Source organism: Verrucomicrobiia bacterium (assembly GCA_019634635.1).
GTDB lineage: Bacteria > Verrucomicrobiota > Verrucomicrobiia > Limisphaerales > UBA9464 > UBA9464.
On record JAHCBB010000004.1, the window covers coordinates 35,843 to 51,231 of the forward strand.

A 15,389-nucleotide genomic window follows, 5' to 3' on the forward strand; every position below is an offset into this window, starting at 1 on the left:
ATGCGTCTGCTATTTCGGGTGTGACGGCGGGATCGCCATCCGGCAGGCTGATCCGCATGTCGCCGTCCGGTTCTGGTTCCCACGATGCAGAAGCCGCACCGAATCTTTCGGTCGTGGTGCTTTTGTCCGCGGATGCGGATCGCACGGCGTCGTTCTATCGGGACCTGTTGGGGGTGCCCCTGAAGGCGGAGCGTCACGATGGACGCCACACCCACTACGCCTGCCGGTTGGGCACGGTGTACTTTACCGTCCAGCCGGCCGCGGATCTTTCCGAGGTGCCCGAGCGGGGGCACGACTCGATGCAGCTGTGTTTCACGACGCCCGATCTCGAGGGGCGCCTCGCGAGCCTGGCGGCGCATGGGGTGTCTCCGCTGCATCCCCCGCGTCCATTTGAGCACACGGTTTATGTCACCCTGCTCGACCCGGACCGCCGCCATGTGCGGCTCATGACCCCGTGGAGCCATCCTGAAGACGCCTGCGTGCGCGGCTGAACCCGTGAGACGGGCCGTCAGCCGGCAGCGCCCGATGGAATTGATGTTTTGCGGCGGTTCGCGACGTCCGGGCGGCGTCGTTGGCATTTTGCATTCCGGTACGGGCGGGCGGCCCTCCCGGCCGGTTCATTGCACCGGATGGCGTCCAGCGGTGACGTGACAGCCTGGGGCGATGACGGCAGGGTTCGCGCACCGTGCCCTCTGGATTCCGGTTGCCGGTGACGCGCGAAGCGCTCGAACAACGCGAGCGCTCCATCCTCGCGCCGTTCGCCCAGCTGAGCGCCGACTCGCGCGGCCGGGTGCACGCGGAGGAGCCTCCGGCATGGCGCACCCAGTTCCAGCGGGACCGCGACCGGGTGATTCACAGCCGGGCCTTCCGCCGGCTGGAGTACAAGACCCAGGTGTTCCTGAACGGCACCGGGGACCATTTGCGCACGCGGCTGACCCACACCATGGAGGTGGCGGCCATCTCGCGAAATCTCGCACGCGCGCTCGGGCTCAACGAGGACCTGGCCGAGACCATCGCCCTGGCCCATGACCTGGGGCACTCGCCGTTCGGTCACAAGGGGGAGCATTCCCTCGACCGTCTGATGAAGGGACACGGGGGCTTCGAACACAACCGGCAGAGCCTCCGGGTCGTCGAATTGCTGGAGCGCAAGTATCCGCAATTCCCCGGACTGAACCTGTCGTGGGAGGTGCGCGAGGGGCTGGCCAAACACGCGCCCGGACCGGAGGTGCCGGGTGGGCGTCCGAAGGCGCCGTTCCGGCAACCGTCGCTCGAGGCGCAACTGGCGAATCTTGCGGACGAAATCGCCTACTACAGTCATGACCTCGACGACGGGCTGGACAGCGGCCTGCTGGATGAACGCCAGCTCCAGGCGGAAGTGACCGTGTGGGCGGATGCCGCGCGACAGGTGCGGCGGCGGTTTGGGAGGCCGCCCGCGGAGAGCCGGCGGTATTACACGATCCGCCAGGTGATTGACGAACAGGTCACCGACGTGGTTGAAACGACGCTCAAGAACCTGGAGGCCGCCGGGCCGGGTTCCGCGGACGAGGTCCGCGCCTGGAGGCGTCCCCTTGTGGGCTACAGCGCCGGCCGCCGTCGCGCCAACGTTGAGCTGCGGCGGTACCTGTATCGCAACCTCTACTACAATCCGGCGGTGAACGAGCCCAACCGGCGGGCGGTCCGGTTGCTGGGCGAGGTGTTCCAGCACGTTCTTGCACACCCGGAGACGATGGGCCGCGGGGCACGCCTGCGCGTGGCGGCGGTTGGCCTTCACCGGGCGGTGTGCGACCATGTGGCCAGCATGACCGACCGGTTTCTCCTTCGTGAACACCGGCGGCTGTTCGGCCTGGGCGTCGCGCCCTGACCGGATTCGGTTCACAAGTTCCGGGGCGCCGCCGGCGGGCTGCCGGCATCCCCGGCGCCCAGGGCGTCCACCTCGTGGCGGAGGATGGCCAGCGCGGCGATGGCTGCGGTCTCAACCCGCAGGACGTGGGGCCCCAGCCGGAAGGGCACCGCACCGGCTGCCCGGAACTGGGCGTACTCCTCCGCGGTGAAATCGCCCTCGGGGCCGATGGCCACAGCAACGGATGCCGGCGGGCGGCCCAGACGTTCCGCCGCCGCCCCGAGCGCCGCACGCGGCGAGGCCGGCGGGTCCGCGAGCGAGGCGATGAACAGCAGCTCCGGGGGCGACCCGCGCGCCAGCCATTCCGCGGGAGTGCAGGGGGACCCGACCTGCAGACACCACGGATTGCCGGACTGCTTCAGGGCCTCGTGGGCGAGGGATTGCCAGCGTGCCTGCCGGGCCACGGCGTCCCCCGGGCGGCTCACGCTGCGGGTCGCGCACACGGGGACCAACCGGGTGCACCCCAGCTCCACCGCACGATGGAGCAGTCCCTCCATGGCCGGCCCCTTCGCCATCGCCTGGATCAGCTGCAGCGAACAGGGCGGCGGCGTGTGGGACACCCGGCCGAGGACCTCCAGAACGACATGGGAGCGGTCCGCACGCCCGACCCGGGTCTCCAGTTCGAGTCCGGCACCATCGAGAATGCGGACCTCCGCGCCCGGACGGAGACGCAACACGCGCAGGGCGTGGCGGGCCTCGGCATCCGGGAGCCGGATCTGAGCGGCGGCCGGATCGAGGTCGGGAACGAAAAACCGGTGCATGGCGCCCGGGGAGGAAATCGCAGGAACCCGCGGAGGGCAAAGCGATCCGAAAGACATTAGGCGTACCCCGGTGGAATGCCGGCGGGGCGACTTCCGGCTAATCCTGCGGGCTCCCCGGGCTGACGACGGGATTTTGAACGGGTCTCCAGAAACGTTTTGCGTTGCGGGAAATGCGTCCCGTAGCTTCTTCGAGATGCCCACGGGGCACCGTGGGTGTCTGAAGCCTTCACACGATTCATGAATTCCTATCCGCAGCTTCCCGGGTCCCTGTACCGGCCCGAGTTCGAGCACGACGCCTGCGGCGTCGGCTTTATCGCGAACACCAGCGGGCGCAAGGAGCAGCGCATCGTGCAGTACGCGATCGAGGCCCTGGGCAGCCTGGCCCATCGCGGGGCCCTGGATGCCGACGCCAAGACGGGGGACGGCGCGGGGATCCTGGTCCAGCTCCCGACGGCGTTCTTCCTGCGCGAGGCCGAGAAGCTTGGGGTGCGGGCGGTCGAGGAGGAGGATCTTGCGGTGGGTTTCGTGTTCGCGCCGGCGGGGAACAAATACCTCGTCGCCAAGTGCCGTCAGTTCGTTGAGGAGGCCTGCGCGCGGTACGGGATTCATTTTCTGGCGTGGCGTCCGGTCCCGACGAACCCGCGGTGCCTGGGAGACAAGGCGCGGAGCACGATGCCCGAGATCCTGCAGTGCCTGCTGGGGCGGGATCTTGCCTGGAGTCCCGATGAGTACGAGCGGAAGCTGTTTCTGGCGCGCAACCATGCGGAGCGCGCGGCGATGGCCGAGCGCGTGGAGGGGTTCTACTGCGCCTCCTTCAGCGCCCGCACCATCGTGTACAAGGGGCTCTTCAATGCGCCCCAGTTGCCGAAGTTCTACCTCGACCTGAAGGACCCCCTCTTCGTGTCGGCGCTGGCCATCTATCACCAGCGGTACTCCACCAACACCTTCCCCACCTGGCACCTGGCGCACCCGTTCCGGATGCTGGCGCACAACGGCGAAATCAACACCCTGCTGGGCAACAAGAACTGGACGCGCGCCCGGGAGACGGAACTGGAGTCCGCCGTGTGGGGGCGCGAGGTGGAAACCCTGCGGCCGCTGATCCAGCCCGGGGGCTCCGATTCCTCGGCGCTCGACAATGCGCTCGAGGTGTTGGACCTGTCCGGGCGCCACCTGCTGCATTCCGTGACCATGCTTGCACCCGAGGCGTGGGAAAACAGCACGGATCTCGATCCGAAGGTGCGGGATTACTACGAGTACCACGCCTGCCTGAACGAGCCGTGGGATGGACCGGCCGCGGTGGTGTTTTCAGACGGCCGGATCATCGGGGCGACCCTGGACCGCAATGGCCTGCGGCCGGCCCGCTACAAGATCTATGACGACGGTCTCATGGTCATGGGCTCCGAGGTCGGGGTGGTCGCGATGGATGAACGGCGGGTGGTCCGCAAGGGGCGGTTGGGGCCGGGAAAGATCCTGGCGATAGACACCGTCGCCGGGCGGTTCCTGGACAATGACGAGGTGAAGTCCTTTGTCGCCTCGCAGCAACCGTACGGCGACTGGCTCCGGGCCAACTTGTTCCACCTCGAGCCGCATGCGCTCCCGCTGGCCGCGACCCACCAGCCGGTCAACCTGCTGGACCTCACCCTGCAGCAGATCACCTTCGGCTGGGACCAGGAGCAGCTCGATGTCCTGCTGGAGCCGATGGCCGTTTCCGGGCTGGAACCGGTGGGGTCCATGGGCGACGACACGCCCATCGCCGTCCTGTCCCGGCGTCCGCGTCTCCTCTTCGATTATTTCAAGCAGTTGTTCGCGCAGGTCACCAATCCCCCGATTGATTCCATCCGGGAAAAGGTCGTGATGTCGTTGCGGACCACGCTGGGGGCACGCCTGTCCTGGCTGGAGGAGACCCCGGAACATGCGCGTCAGATCCGGATCGCGTCGCCGTACCTGGCCGACCATGAACTGATGGCGTTGCTGCAGATTCCCGACCCGGCCTTCGCGGCGGTCCGGATCGCGTGTCACTTTGATCCGGGCGAGGGCGTGGATGCGTTGGAAGCGGCCGTGGAACGGCTTTCCGCCGAGGCCGAGGCGGCCGTGGACGCCGGCCGCACGCTGCTGGTGCTGACGGACCGGGGCGTGGACGCCCGCAACGTGCCCATCCCGATGCTGCTTGCGGTGGGGGCGGTCCACCACCACCTGATCCGCGCGGGCAAACGGCTTCGCTGCTCCCTGGTGTGCGAAAGCGGTGAATGCCGGGACGTCCATCACTTCGCCTGCCTCATCGGGTTCGGGGCGAGCGCGGTGAACCCCTACGTTGCCATTGATTCGCTGCGCGAGGCCGTGGAGGCGGGACGCTATGGTGAGCTGACCCTGGAAAAGGCGCTGGCGAACTTTCGCAAGGCGGTGGAGTCCGGACTGCTGAAAGTGATGGCCAAGATGGGGATCTCGACCATCGCCAGTTACCATGGCGCGCAGATCTTCGAGGCGATCGGTCTCGGGCAGGTCGTGGTGGACCGGTGCTTCTACGGCATCACCAGCCAGATCGGCGGGATCACGTTCCGCGAGATTGCCGACGATGCGGCGCGACGGCACCGGCTGGCGTACGGTGCGCCGGAGGCGGCGGTGTTGGATGTCGGAGGAAACTACCGGGTGGCGAAGGGGGGTCGGGGTGAATACCACGCCTACAACACCCAGGTGGTCGGCACGTTGCACCGGTTCCTGAAGACCGGGCAGCGCGAGGAATTCCTCAAGTACATGGAGACCGTCGAGCGCCGCGAACCGGTGAGTCCCCGCGACCTCCTGCAGTTCAAGCCGGGGACGATCCCGGTGCCGGTAGACGAGGTGGAGGGAGTGGAGGAGATCCGGCGCCGGTTCACCACCGCCGGCATGTCGTTGGGCGCCTTGTCTCCCGAGGCACACGAGTGCCTGGCCGTTGCCATGAACAGCATCGGGGGCAAATCCAACTCCGGCGAGGGGGGCGAGGATGCCCTGCGGTACAGCACCGAGCGCAATTCGGCGATCAAGCAGGTGGCTTCAGGACGCTTCGGCGTGACGCCCGCCTACCTGGCCAGCGCGGCCGAAATCGAAATCAAGATGGCCCAGGGCGCAAAGCCGGGCGAGGGAGGGCAGTTGCCCGGCCACAAGGTGAGCCCGCTGATCGCGCGGCTCCGGTACAGCGTGCCCGGTGTGCCCCTGATCTCACCGCCGCCGCATCATGACATCTATTCGATCGAGGATCTGGCGCAGCTCATCTACGACCTGAAGCAGGTCAATCCGCGGGCCAAGGTGTGTGTCAAGCTGGTGGCGTGCGCCGGCGTGGGCACCGTGGCGGCCGGCGTGGCCAAGGCGTTTGCGGATGTGGTGCTCATCTCAGGGCATGACGGCGGCACGGGCGCCTCGCCGCTCAGTTCCATCAAGAATACCGGTGGCCCGTTCGAGTTCGGCGTGGCCGAAGCCCAGCAGACCCTGATGCTCAACGACCTTCGGTCCCGCATCGTCCTGCGCACGGACGGCGGCCTCAAAACCGGGCGCGACATCGTGCTGGCGGCGATCTTGGGCGCGGAGGAGTTCAACTTCGGCACCGGAGCCCTGGTGGCCGCCGGATGCGCCATGTTCCGGGTCTGTCACCTGAACACCTGTCCGGTCGGCGTGGCCACCCAGAAGGAGGAGCTGCGGCTGAAGTTCCGGGGAAAGCCTGAGAATTTGGTCCACTTCTTCAACGCCGTCGCCCAGGAGGTCCGGGAAATCCTGGCGTCCCTCGGACTCCGGCGTCTCGACGATCTCATCGGGCGGACCGACCTGGTCGAGGTGCGGCCGTTGTCGGAGTTTCCGGAGGAGATCCGCGCCAAGGTGGGCCGGCTCCAACTCGACCGGCTCCTGTTCCAGGTGGATCCCAGCGGCTCCCTGCCGCGCATTCACACCCGGGACCGCAACGAGCGGTTTGGCGACAGCTCGCTCGACGACCGCATCATCAACGACGCGCGACTCGCGCTTCAGGGCAAGGGGGTCGCGCGACTGAGCTACAAGATCAACAACACGCGTCGCAACATCGGGACAAAAGTCTCCGGCCAGATCGGGTTCCAGTATGGCGACTCCGGGCTGCCCGACGGCTCGATTGACATCACCCTGCGCGGCAGTGCAGGGCAGAGCCTGGGCGCGTTTCTGGCCAACGGGGTGCGGCTGAAGCTCATCGGGGAGGCGAATGACTACGTCGGCAAGGGCATGAACGGGGGGGAAATCGTCGTGCGCCCATCGGATGGGGTGAGGTATTGCTGGGCCGAGAACAGTCTCGTGGGCAACACCTGCCTTTACGGCGCCACCGGCGGTCGCCTGCTGGTGGCCGGGAGGGCTGGCGAGCGCTTCGGCGTCCGGAATTCCGGCGGCACAGCCGTCGTTGAGGGACTCGGCGACCATGGCTGCGAGTACATGACCGGCGGCATGGTCGTGGTGCTCGGCGACGCCGGGCGCAATTTTGCCGCCGGCATGTCGGGCGGCCGGGCCTATGTGTACGACCCGGGACAAGTCTTCCCGCATCGGTACAACTCCGGGATGGTGGGCTTGGAGCGGTTTGGCGACGAAGCCGAGGTCAAACGGGTGGAGGCCCTCATCTTCGCCCACCTCGAGGCCACCGAATCACCGCGCGCCAGCGAGATCCTCAAGGATTGGAGTCATGCCCGCGAGCAGTTCTGGGTCGTCGTGCCGCACCCGGCCGCCGCGGGACCGGGGACCCCGCCCGTCAACGAGCCCGAGAAGACGGTCGCCGGATCCAATGGCGCAGTGCCGGTCGCCACCCCCGCGGCCAAGGCTTGAACAAGACCCGGCGTTCCGGCAGTTGCGCCCGCGTGTGGCGCTGGTTACCTCTTGTCCCTCGATATGAGCTTCATACGTTTCCTCATTCTGGGTGCCGTCCTTGGCGCCACCGCCGCCCTGCAAGCCGCCGACAAGGCCACTGACAAGGCCAAGCCCTACCCCCTCGATTTCTGCCTGGTCTCCGATGAGAAATTCGAGGGGAGCGACATGACGCCCTACGAGATGGCCGTCGAGGGACAGACCATCAAGTTCTGCTGCAAGAGCTGCGTGAGGGACTTCAACAAGAACACCAAGAAGTACCTGAAGAAGCTCGACGAGGCGTCGAAGAAGCTTGCCAAGATCCAGCCGGGATCCTGACCGCCCGCGAATGGGTGGCATCGCACGTGCCCGAACTTCCAGAGGTCGAGGTCCTGGTCCGGCGCTTGCGGGCCGCCGTGGTCGGACGCCGGATTCAGGAGGTGGACGTCCGGAGCCCGCGGGTGATCCGGCCCCTCACGCCACGGAGACTTCGGGAGCAACTCCTTGGAGGGGACATCCGGGATCTCACCCGGCGGGGCAAGTACCTGGTTTTCGAGGTGTTCGGAAATCCGGAGCCCCGGGCCACGGCCCTGCTGGTGCATCTGGGCATGTCCGGACGCCTGTCGTTGAACCCGGTGGCGTCCGATATCCCTCAATACACGGTGGCGTCCCTTGGGCTGGGTCCCCAAAGGCTGGACGTTCAGGACCCCAGGAAGTTTGGGCGGATGCACTGCGACCGGTCCGTGCTGGATCGGCTGGGACCGGAGCCGTTATCCCCCGAGTTTACCCCGGCAACGCTCTCCGAACGCATGGGACCTTCCCGCCGCCCCGTGAAGGTCTGCCTGATGGATCCGGAAGTGGTCGCCGGAGTTGGGAACATCTACGCCTCCGAGGCGCTGTTCCGGTCCCGAATCTGGCCCGGGCGGCCGGCCTGCGAGCTCGGAAGGGCGCAAATCCGGCGTCTGTGGGTCGCGATCCGGTGGGTGCTGCGGGCCGCGATCCGGCGCGGCGCCCGCAAGATGCTCGAAGACCCTGGGGACATGGAGTCTGCCTTCTACTTCGGGCGGGGCAGGGGAGGCGTCCGTTCCGGAAAGGCGACGGGATTTCGAGTCTACGATCGGGAGGGACAGCCCTGTTCCGCTTGCAGGACGCGAATCGTCCGCCTGATGCAGGCTGGACGGGGCACCTTCTTTTGTCCGCGGTGTCAGTCCGCCCGTTGAGGTCCGGTGCGGGGTGGGCGTGCTGCCTGTTGCGAACGGGCCAGTCCGGGGGCGACGGGAGGGATTGCCTCCCGGGTGCATGGTCCGGCAGGCTCGCGGCTGATGGCTTCGCGCACGCTGATCGTCGGGATTGATTCCGGGACCCAATCCACCAAGGCGCTCGTGGTGGAGGCCCGGAACGGACGGGTGCTGGGGGAGGGAGGCAGCCGCTATGACCTGATTCCCGGACTTCCTCCGGGGGCGAAGGAGCAGCATCCCCAAACGTGGCGTGAGGCGACGGTCAAGGCGGTCCGGTCGGCACTTCGGAAGGCCGGAGCCCGTTCCAGCGACGTGGTGGCCATCGGCGTCAGCGGACAGCAACACGGTTTCGTACCGCTGGACCGGTCCGGAGAGGTAATCCGGCCGGCAAAACTTTGGTGTGACACGACCACGGTGGCCGAGTGCGATGAGATCACGGCGGCGCTTGGGGGCCCGCGCGGGGCGATCCGCCGGCTCGGCAACGCGGTGCTCCCCGGGTTCACGGCGGGCAAGATCCTGTGGATGAAGCGGCATGAGCCCCGGAACTTCCGGCGGCTGGCGATGGTGCTCCTGCCTCACGACTACCTGAACCGCTGGCTGACCGGGGAGGCGACCATGGAATACGGCGACGCGTCAGGCACGGCGCTCATGGACGTGCGGCGTCGCCGCTGGAGTTCCGACGCCCTTGCGGCAATTGATCCGGACCTGCCAGCGGCACTTCCGGAGCTGTCGCCGAGCGATCGTCCCGCCGGCCGCCTCACCGCCGCCGCGGCGGGTGAACTCGGACTCGCGCCCGGCATTGTGGTCAGTGCGGGAGGCGGGGACAACATGATGGGTGCCATTGGCACCGGAAACACGCGGGAAGGCGTGGTCACTGCCAGCTGCGGCACCAGCGGGACCATTTACGCCTGCGCCAGCCGGCCGGTGGTGGATCCCAAGGGGGAGATTGCGGCGTTTTGCGATTCGACGAACCGGTGGCTGCCGCTCCTGTGCACGATGAACGTCACCGTGGCGACGGAGATGGTGCGCAGGGATTTCCGGCTCGACCATGCCGCCTTTGAGCGGACTGCAGCCGCAGCGCCGCCCGGTTCGGACGGGCTGCTGCTTCTGCCGTACCTGGAGGGAGAGCGAACCCCCAATGTGCCCCAGGGGACCGGGGTGTTTTTCGGGGTGCGTCCGGCGACGTTCACCGCGGCGCACTTTGCCCGCGCGGCCATGGAGGGCGTGACGCTGGGCATGAATTATGGCCTGCGGCGCCTTGCGGACCTCGGGGTGAAGGCCGCACAGGTCCGGGCCACCGGCGGCGGCGCCAGGTCGCGCCTGTGGCGTCAGATCATGGCCGACGTCTTCAATGTCGAGGTGGTCACCCTGCAGGTCGCCGAAGGGGCCGCCTTCGGCGCGGCCCTGCAGGCCCTGTGGTGTTGGCGGTTGACCCGCGGCGACGCGGTGCGCATTGAGGAGGTCACCGATGCGATGGTGCGGCTGAATCCCCGCGAAACGGCCCGGCCGGACCCCGTCGCGGCGGCCAGGTACGGGGAACTTCAGCACATCCAGGACGCGCTGGGCGGCAGCTTGCGCGACAGCTTTGGACGTCACCGCGCGTACCTCGACACGGCCGCCGGACCGCGCTGAGGCTGGTCCGGGATCAGGATGTGGTGCGGAGGAAGAACTTCCATCGCGTTCGTTCACCCGGGCGTCGGGCGGCGGCTTCGCGGAAACCGGAGGTCAGGCGTTTGTGCGCATACAGCAGCCAGAAGGCATCCGTGGCGATCCCGAGCACGAACCAGCTGCCGATCAGGAACCACAGGGTGTTGTCGCCGCCCGACCGAAGGACCGTGGTGGTCACGAGCATGAACCAGAGGAGCCACGGTAGATTCAACACCCGCCAAACCAGTCCGGACGTCGCGGTCCGGCTGCGTCCAAACATGCCGGCCCACTGGCCGGCATAGGCCAGCGTCGCGAGGTCGGCCGGCAGCAGGAGGATCCGCAACGCCCAAAGGGTGGCGAGCACTGGCGGGCCCGGATCGGCGTAGTCCTTGAGTGCGGCGATCAGTCCCAGGACGTCAGCGGCGAGGAGGCAGAGGACCGGTCCGAAAAACTGGCGCCGGAGCGCCATTAGTTGACCACCGACAATTTCGCGGGGGGAAAGCGGCGTCGCCAGAAGCAATTCCAGCGCCCCGCTTTGGCGATCGTCGAGGAACTGGCGGGGTGCCTCATTGGCCATCCAGATCTTGAACGTCACGTGAATCCCCACCGACCCGGCGAACAGGGCCTCCACGCTCCACCACTCCGGATCCCACCACCCCGCAAGCCAGGTCCAAACGGCTGCGACACCCGCGAGGAACAGCCACGGCAGCCACGGCCGCAACCAGTGGCGCGCCGTCAACCAGGTGACGGCATTGCGGCTCAGGATGGGTTCCCGGAACTGCGCGAAGGCGTCCGGAGTTCGGAATCGCAGTCGCTTCAGCCATCCGCCCGGACTCCGGCGGCCCGGCGGGTCCCCGGAATGCTGCCAGGCTCTGGGGAGGCGCCAGTTGGCGACGCCGAGGGCCATGAGTCCCGCGAGGCCCGTGAAGCCCACCGAGGTCCAGTATGCCGGAACCTCCGCAGTGAACTGGCGGCCGGCGCAAACCGCGAAGGCCTTCAAGGGGGTCAGGCTCCAGAGCGTGGCGGCTTCAGGTTCAGCACCGAAGCGCTTCTGAGCCCATTCCACAGACGCGACGGTGGTCGGGAAGAACAGAAACACCCCCAACATGAACAGAAAGGCCACGAGCACCGAGCGGCGGGAGTCGAGGGACAAAACGGAGGCCAGGAGTCCCGTGGACAGCGAGGTGAACAACGTGGTCAGGAGCACCAGCGCCATCCGCAGGTAGTCCGCCCCGGTGACCCCGCCCAGGAGCAGGGTGATGGCCAGGAACGGCAGCATGGAGAGGAGTCCGTACACCGCCCCCAGGGAGGTTCCAGCAAGCTTGCCCAGGGTGACATCGTGGCCCCGCAGGTCGGTCAGGAACAGCAGCCCCAGGGTCCCTTCCCGCTTTTCACTGCTGACGCTGTCCGCCGTGTAGAGCAGCCCGGCACAAAACGCGAAGACGAATGCGGGCGATGCGAGGGCGAAAAACAGGACAACGCCGGATCGAGCCGCACCGGCGAACTGCGCAACGGCGGCAATCCATGCGAAGACCATCAGGGCGACACCGCCAGCCAGGGCGCGACCCCAGTAGGTCCATGGGCGTCGGGAAGCCACCCGCAGTTCACGGGCAACAACGGGCAGTGGCGTCATGACGCGCGCACTTCACCGGGGATGTCCCGTGGCGGCAAGCGGGGACTCCGAAGCCCCGGAAGAAACCGGCGTTCGGCAAGCTGGCGGCATCCGAACCACCAACTCCAGGCGAGCACAGCGCCGGCAAAGCCCATGCCCAGCCAAAGGAATTCCTGGCGGGCATTCCAGACCGTGGGCGGACGGCCCAGTCGCTGGTCCTGCTCCTGCACGTACCACTCGGCAACGGTGGCCGCGAATTGCGGTGCATGATGGAGGACCCACGTGAACCCGAATGCCGTGGGAAAGGACAAGGACGACAGCGAGAGGGCGGTGCCCAGCAGCGCCGTCGCCATCAGCCAGACCGTGTAGTCCAGATCCAGCAGGCAGCGCTGCCGGAGCCATTGTTGGCGTCCGGGGGAGAGTTCCAATCCGGCGAGCCACTGGGCCGCCGAGGGCAGGTACGGCAGCAGGATCATCAGGGCCCAGGCACCGGACGCCCGGGCCAGCAACGGATGCCAGCGTCCGCGAAGGATTGTTCCCGGACTCAACGGGGTGACCATCCACAGTTCAAGGCCGCCCGATTCCCGTTCGATGCGGAAGCTGGCGGTGGCCATGAAGGCGACGACGCCCATCAGCGCGGGCCGCAGGAGTTGATGCAGGGGATCGCTGGCCCGCCGGTCGGGCTCGGGCCAGAGCCAGAAGCACCCCGCCACCGCCCCGGCCAGGACCCAGCCGCCGAGCCGGGCCTGCCATGCCCGGGACTGCAACCAGCGCACCGGGTTTTGATCCAGAAGGTGCGAGCGCCGCCGGGCGGCCATCGCCGGGGAAATGGGTGATGCCATCCACCGCCAGAACCCCGCCCGCTTGTGGGTCCAGGACGGCTCCAGCCGCCAGGAGTGCCGGATGCCCGCCGCGGCTGCGAACCCCATCGCCATCACGAGGAGTCCGGCGACGAGGCAGACTCCGGCGGCCAGGAGCACGGTCAATCCAGTGGCGGGCACCCCGCTGCCGTCGTGCCACCAGGAGTCAAAGCCATCAGCCGGTCCGAGGCCGGCACGCCCCCGGAGCTCCTGCCATGCGGCGGTGACTCCGGCGAGCAGGATCCCAGGCCGCGACGACACGGGCGCCTGGAGCGCCACGGGGACCATCCGCAATGATCCGTGCAGGGTCAGGAAGCCCAGGCCGGCCACGACCGCGAAGCCCAGGGCGAGGAGCCGCGCGTGCCACCAGGTGCGGGTGAGCGACGACGCCGCGAGGCCTGAGGCCAGGGCGAGGCCCAGCGCCGCGCCCTGGAGGAGGAACATCCGCAGGGCATCCATCCACCCCACCCCACCCAGGAGCAACGGGATCATCAGGACGGGCAAAACCGCCAGAAGACCCATAAATGCCCGTGCCGCCTCCGAAACGGCCTTGCCGACGACGACATCCACGGGACGGAGCGGCGTCAGCATCAGCAGGCCCAGGGTGCCCTCCCGCTTTTCGCGGCTCAGGCAGTCGGCGGTGAGCACCGGGCCCGCGAGCCAGAGTCCGGCGAAGAGCAGGCGGTTGAGTCCGAGAAAGAAGCCGCGTCCCGACGCAATCGTCCCCGGGCTGGCGCGTTCCCAGGCCAGCCAGAACAGGACCAGGGCCAATCCGGCGGACAGGACTCGGATTCCGGCGAGCGACGGTTGTCGCGCCAGATCGCGAAGTTCGCGTTGGATCACCAGCCACACGGGAACATGGGATGGGAGTCAGCCGGGCTGCGCCGGGGCGAGGGCAAACTGTCGGGAGGACAATTCACGCCAGACGCGGAAGGACGCGACCGCTGCGACGACCCCCTGAATGCCTGCGGGTATGACGCCCCAGTCCAGCCGGGTCGCGAGGAAGAAACGCATCCCCGCCGCGCCGGCCCGCATGGGGGTCTCAAAGAACAGGGGATTGAGATAGGCCTGGATCGCAAGGGTGGCCAGCAACGGGACCATCAGCGCCCAGACGGCGGTGCTCACCACTCCCGAGAGGAAGCTTTGCGCCCGAAGTCCGCGCCAAAGTCCAATCCACGGCAGCGCGAGCAACGACGAGATCAGCCACCAGTTCCAGCCGGTCCATTCCACACCCATGCGCCGGAAACTGCCGCGGGCAAATTCCGTCAGGAAGAGTTGCACCAACACCGGTGGAATGAATTCCCGCAGATGGGCGAGGCAGCGGCTCTGGAGCAGCTGCCCGGTGCGCAGGGGCGTGACCAACAGCAGTTCCAGGGTCCCGTTTTCCCGTTCGGCGCGAAAGCCTCCGGCGGCGCTGAACACCATGCCACCGAGGAGCACGAGGGGAGCCACCGTGGACCCCAGGACAAACAGCAGGTCGCCCAGGCTGATCACCCAGATCCCGAGCACCACCGCCAGCCAGCCCCACCGGGTCAGAGCCGCCGCCACCGTGCGATGCTGGAGCCACAGGAGCGGATTGCGCCCCAGACGCCGCTGCTGGCGGCGCCGGAGCCATCCCCCGAACAGGACCGGCGTGAGCAGCGTTCGTTGCAATCGGATTAATTCCGGTCGCGGCGGCTCCTCGTGCCACGCGCGGGCGGTCCGCCGCGTCACCACGAGGAGCGCGAGGGCGATCACGGTGGCCCCGGCAACCAGGAAGATCGCAAGCCCTGCAGCCCAGTACCGGAAGGCGTCCGCGCGATGGTCCATGCTCAGCCTGGCCAGGACCTGGGGCAGTTGCTCGGTGTAGGGTGCCGCGAGCGGGCTTCCAAAGATCACCGCGGGTGCGTTGGCCAGCCAGGCCGCTCCGGAGGAGGAGCTCCATCCGTCAAAAGGCACGCCGACCAGCCACGCCAGCATGGTAATGAGCAGGCTCAACAGCAGCGTGAACCCGATCAGCACGGCCTCCAGGAGGTAGGCAAGCGCGAGGCATCGTCGGAATGGGATGGCCAACGTGCTGGCCGTCAGTCCGGCCGCGAGACCCACACCGAGCAGCACGAGCTGAAAGGCGATCACCGAGCCCACCTCCAGGCCACCGACACCTCCGACCAGGAGCGGCACGGTGATCATCGGGAGCGGTGCGAGCCACAGCGTCAGCGCCCGCAGGGCGTTTGCCGCGCTCTTCCCGAGGGCGACGTCCAGCGGACGCAGCGGCGTCAGCCCCAGCAGCCCCAGGGTGGCCTCCCGGCGTTCCCGGGCGATGGCATCCGCCGTCAGCGCCGGCGCCAGCGCGAGGATGATCAGCACCAGGGCACGGTGCATCTGGAGGAACAGCGCCGAACCCTCGGACATCGCCCGTGCCCCGAACGCGGTGATGGCGGTCGTGGAGGGCACCAGGAATCCCCAGGCCAGCCCGGCCAGGACCACCGCGGCCGCCACCAGCCGCATCCGAAACATTGCCGGCTGGCGCGCCTGCTCCCGCAGTTCCCGCTGGACGACCGGGTTCAT

At 67.9% G+C, this 15,389-nt stretch carries 10 protein-coding genes; 6 read left to right on the top strand and 4 right to left on the bottom strand.

Going from position 1 to position 15,389, the window contains the following annotated elements; genetic code table 11:
- Window positions 1–56 precede the first annotated feature (56 nt).
- Window positions 57–491 (top strand): VOC family protein, encoded by a 435-nt coding sequence (locus tag KF791_03895; protein ID MBX3731719.1) that lies wholly within the window; start codon window positions 57–59, stop codon window positions 489–491.
- 212 nt (window positions 492–703) lie between these two features.
- Window positions 704–1,861 carry a deoxyguanosinetriphosphate triphosphohydrolase gene (locus KF791_03900; GenBank protein MBX3731720.1) on the top strand — a complete coding sequence of 386 codons (1,158 nt, stop codon included), beginning with the start codon at window positions 704–706 and terminating at the stop codon, window positions 1,859–1,861.
- A gap of 11 nt (window positions 1,862–1,872) precedes the next feature.
- Here the strand turns inward: KF791_03900 and KF791_03905 are convergent, their stop codons facing one another.
- Entirely contained in the window at window positions 1,873–2,661 is a 789-nt protein-coding gene (locus KF791_03905) for a 16S rRNA (uracil(1498)-N(3))-methyltransferase (protein MBX3731721.1), read from the bottom strand.
- Between the two features lie 237 nt (window positions 2,662–2,898).
- Here KF791_03905 and gltB point away from each other — a divergent pair, with 237 nt between their 5' ends.
- From gltB to xylB, 4 genes are all read left to right on the top strand, one after another.
- On the top strand, window positions 2,899–7,467 hold the full coding sequence (gltB, locus tag KF791_03910) for a glutamate synthase large subunit (protein ID MBX3731722.1): 4,569 nt from the start codon (window positions 2,899–2,901) through the stop codon (window positions 7,465–7,467).
- A 63-nt stretch (window positions 7,468–7,530) separates the two neighbouring features.
- Window positions 7,531–7,824 (top strand): hypothetical protein, encoded by a 294-nt coding sequence (locus KF791_03915; protein MBX3731723.1) that lies wholly within the window; start codon window positions 7,531–7,533, stop codon window positions 7,822–7,824.
- Between the two features lie 26 nt (window positions 7,825–7,850).
- Window positions 7,851–8,705, top strand: a complete 855-nt coding sequence (gene mutM, locus KF791_03920) for a bifunctional DNA-formamidopyrimidine glycosylase/DNA-(apurinic or apyrimidinic site) lyase (GenBank protein MBX3731724.1) — start codon at window positions 7,851–7,853, stop codon at window positions 8,703–8,705.
- A gap of 102 nt (window positions 8,706–8,807) precedes the next feature.
- On the top strand, window positions 8,808–10,355 hold the full coding sequence (gene xylB / locus KF791_03925) for a xylulokinase (GenBank protein MBX3731725.1): 1,548 nt from the start codon (window positions 8,808–8,810) through the stop codon (window positions 10,353–10,355).
- Window positions 10,356–10,368: 13 nt separating this feature from the next.
- Here the strand turns inward: xylB and KF791_03930 are convergent, their stop codons facing one another.
- From KF791_03930 to KF791_03940, 3 genes are read right to left on the bottom strand one after another with little or no spacing between them, the layout of a single operon-like run.
- Entirely contained in the window at window positions 10,369–12,003 is a 1,635-nt protein-coding gene (locus tag KF791_03930; GenBank protein ID MBX3731726.1) for an ABC transporter permease, read from the bottom strand.
- A complete protein-coding gene (locus KF791_03935) occupies window positions 12,000–13,694 on the bottom strand; it encodes an ABC transporter permease subunit (protein MBX3731727.1) in 1,695 nt (564 codons plus the stop codon). The genes KF791_03930 and KF791_03935 overlap by 4 nt, the downstream gene beginning before the upstream one ends.
- Before the next feature lie 18 nt (window positions 13,695–13,712).
- Window positions 13,713–15,389 (bottom strand): hypothetical protein, encoded by a 1,677-nt coding sequence (locus KF791_03940; GenBank protein ID MBX3731728.1) that lies wholly within the window; start codon window positions 15,387–15,389, stop codon window positions 13,713–13,715.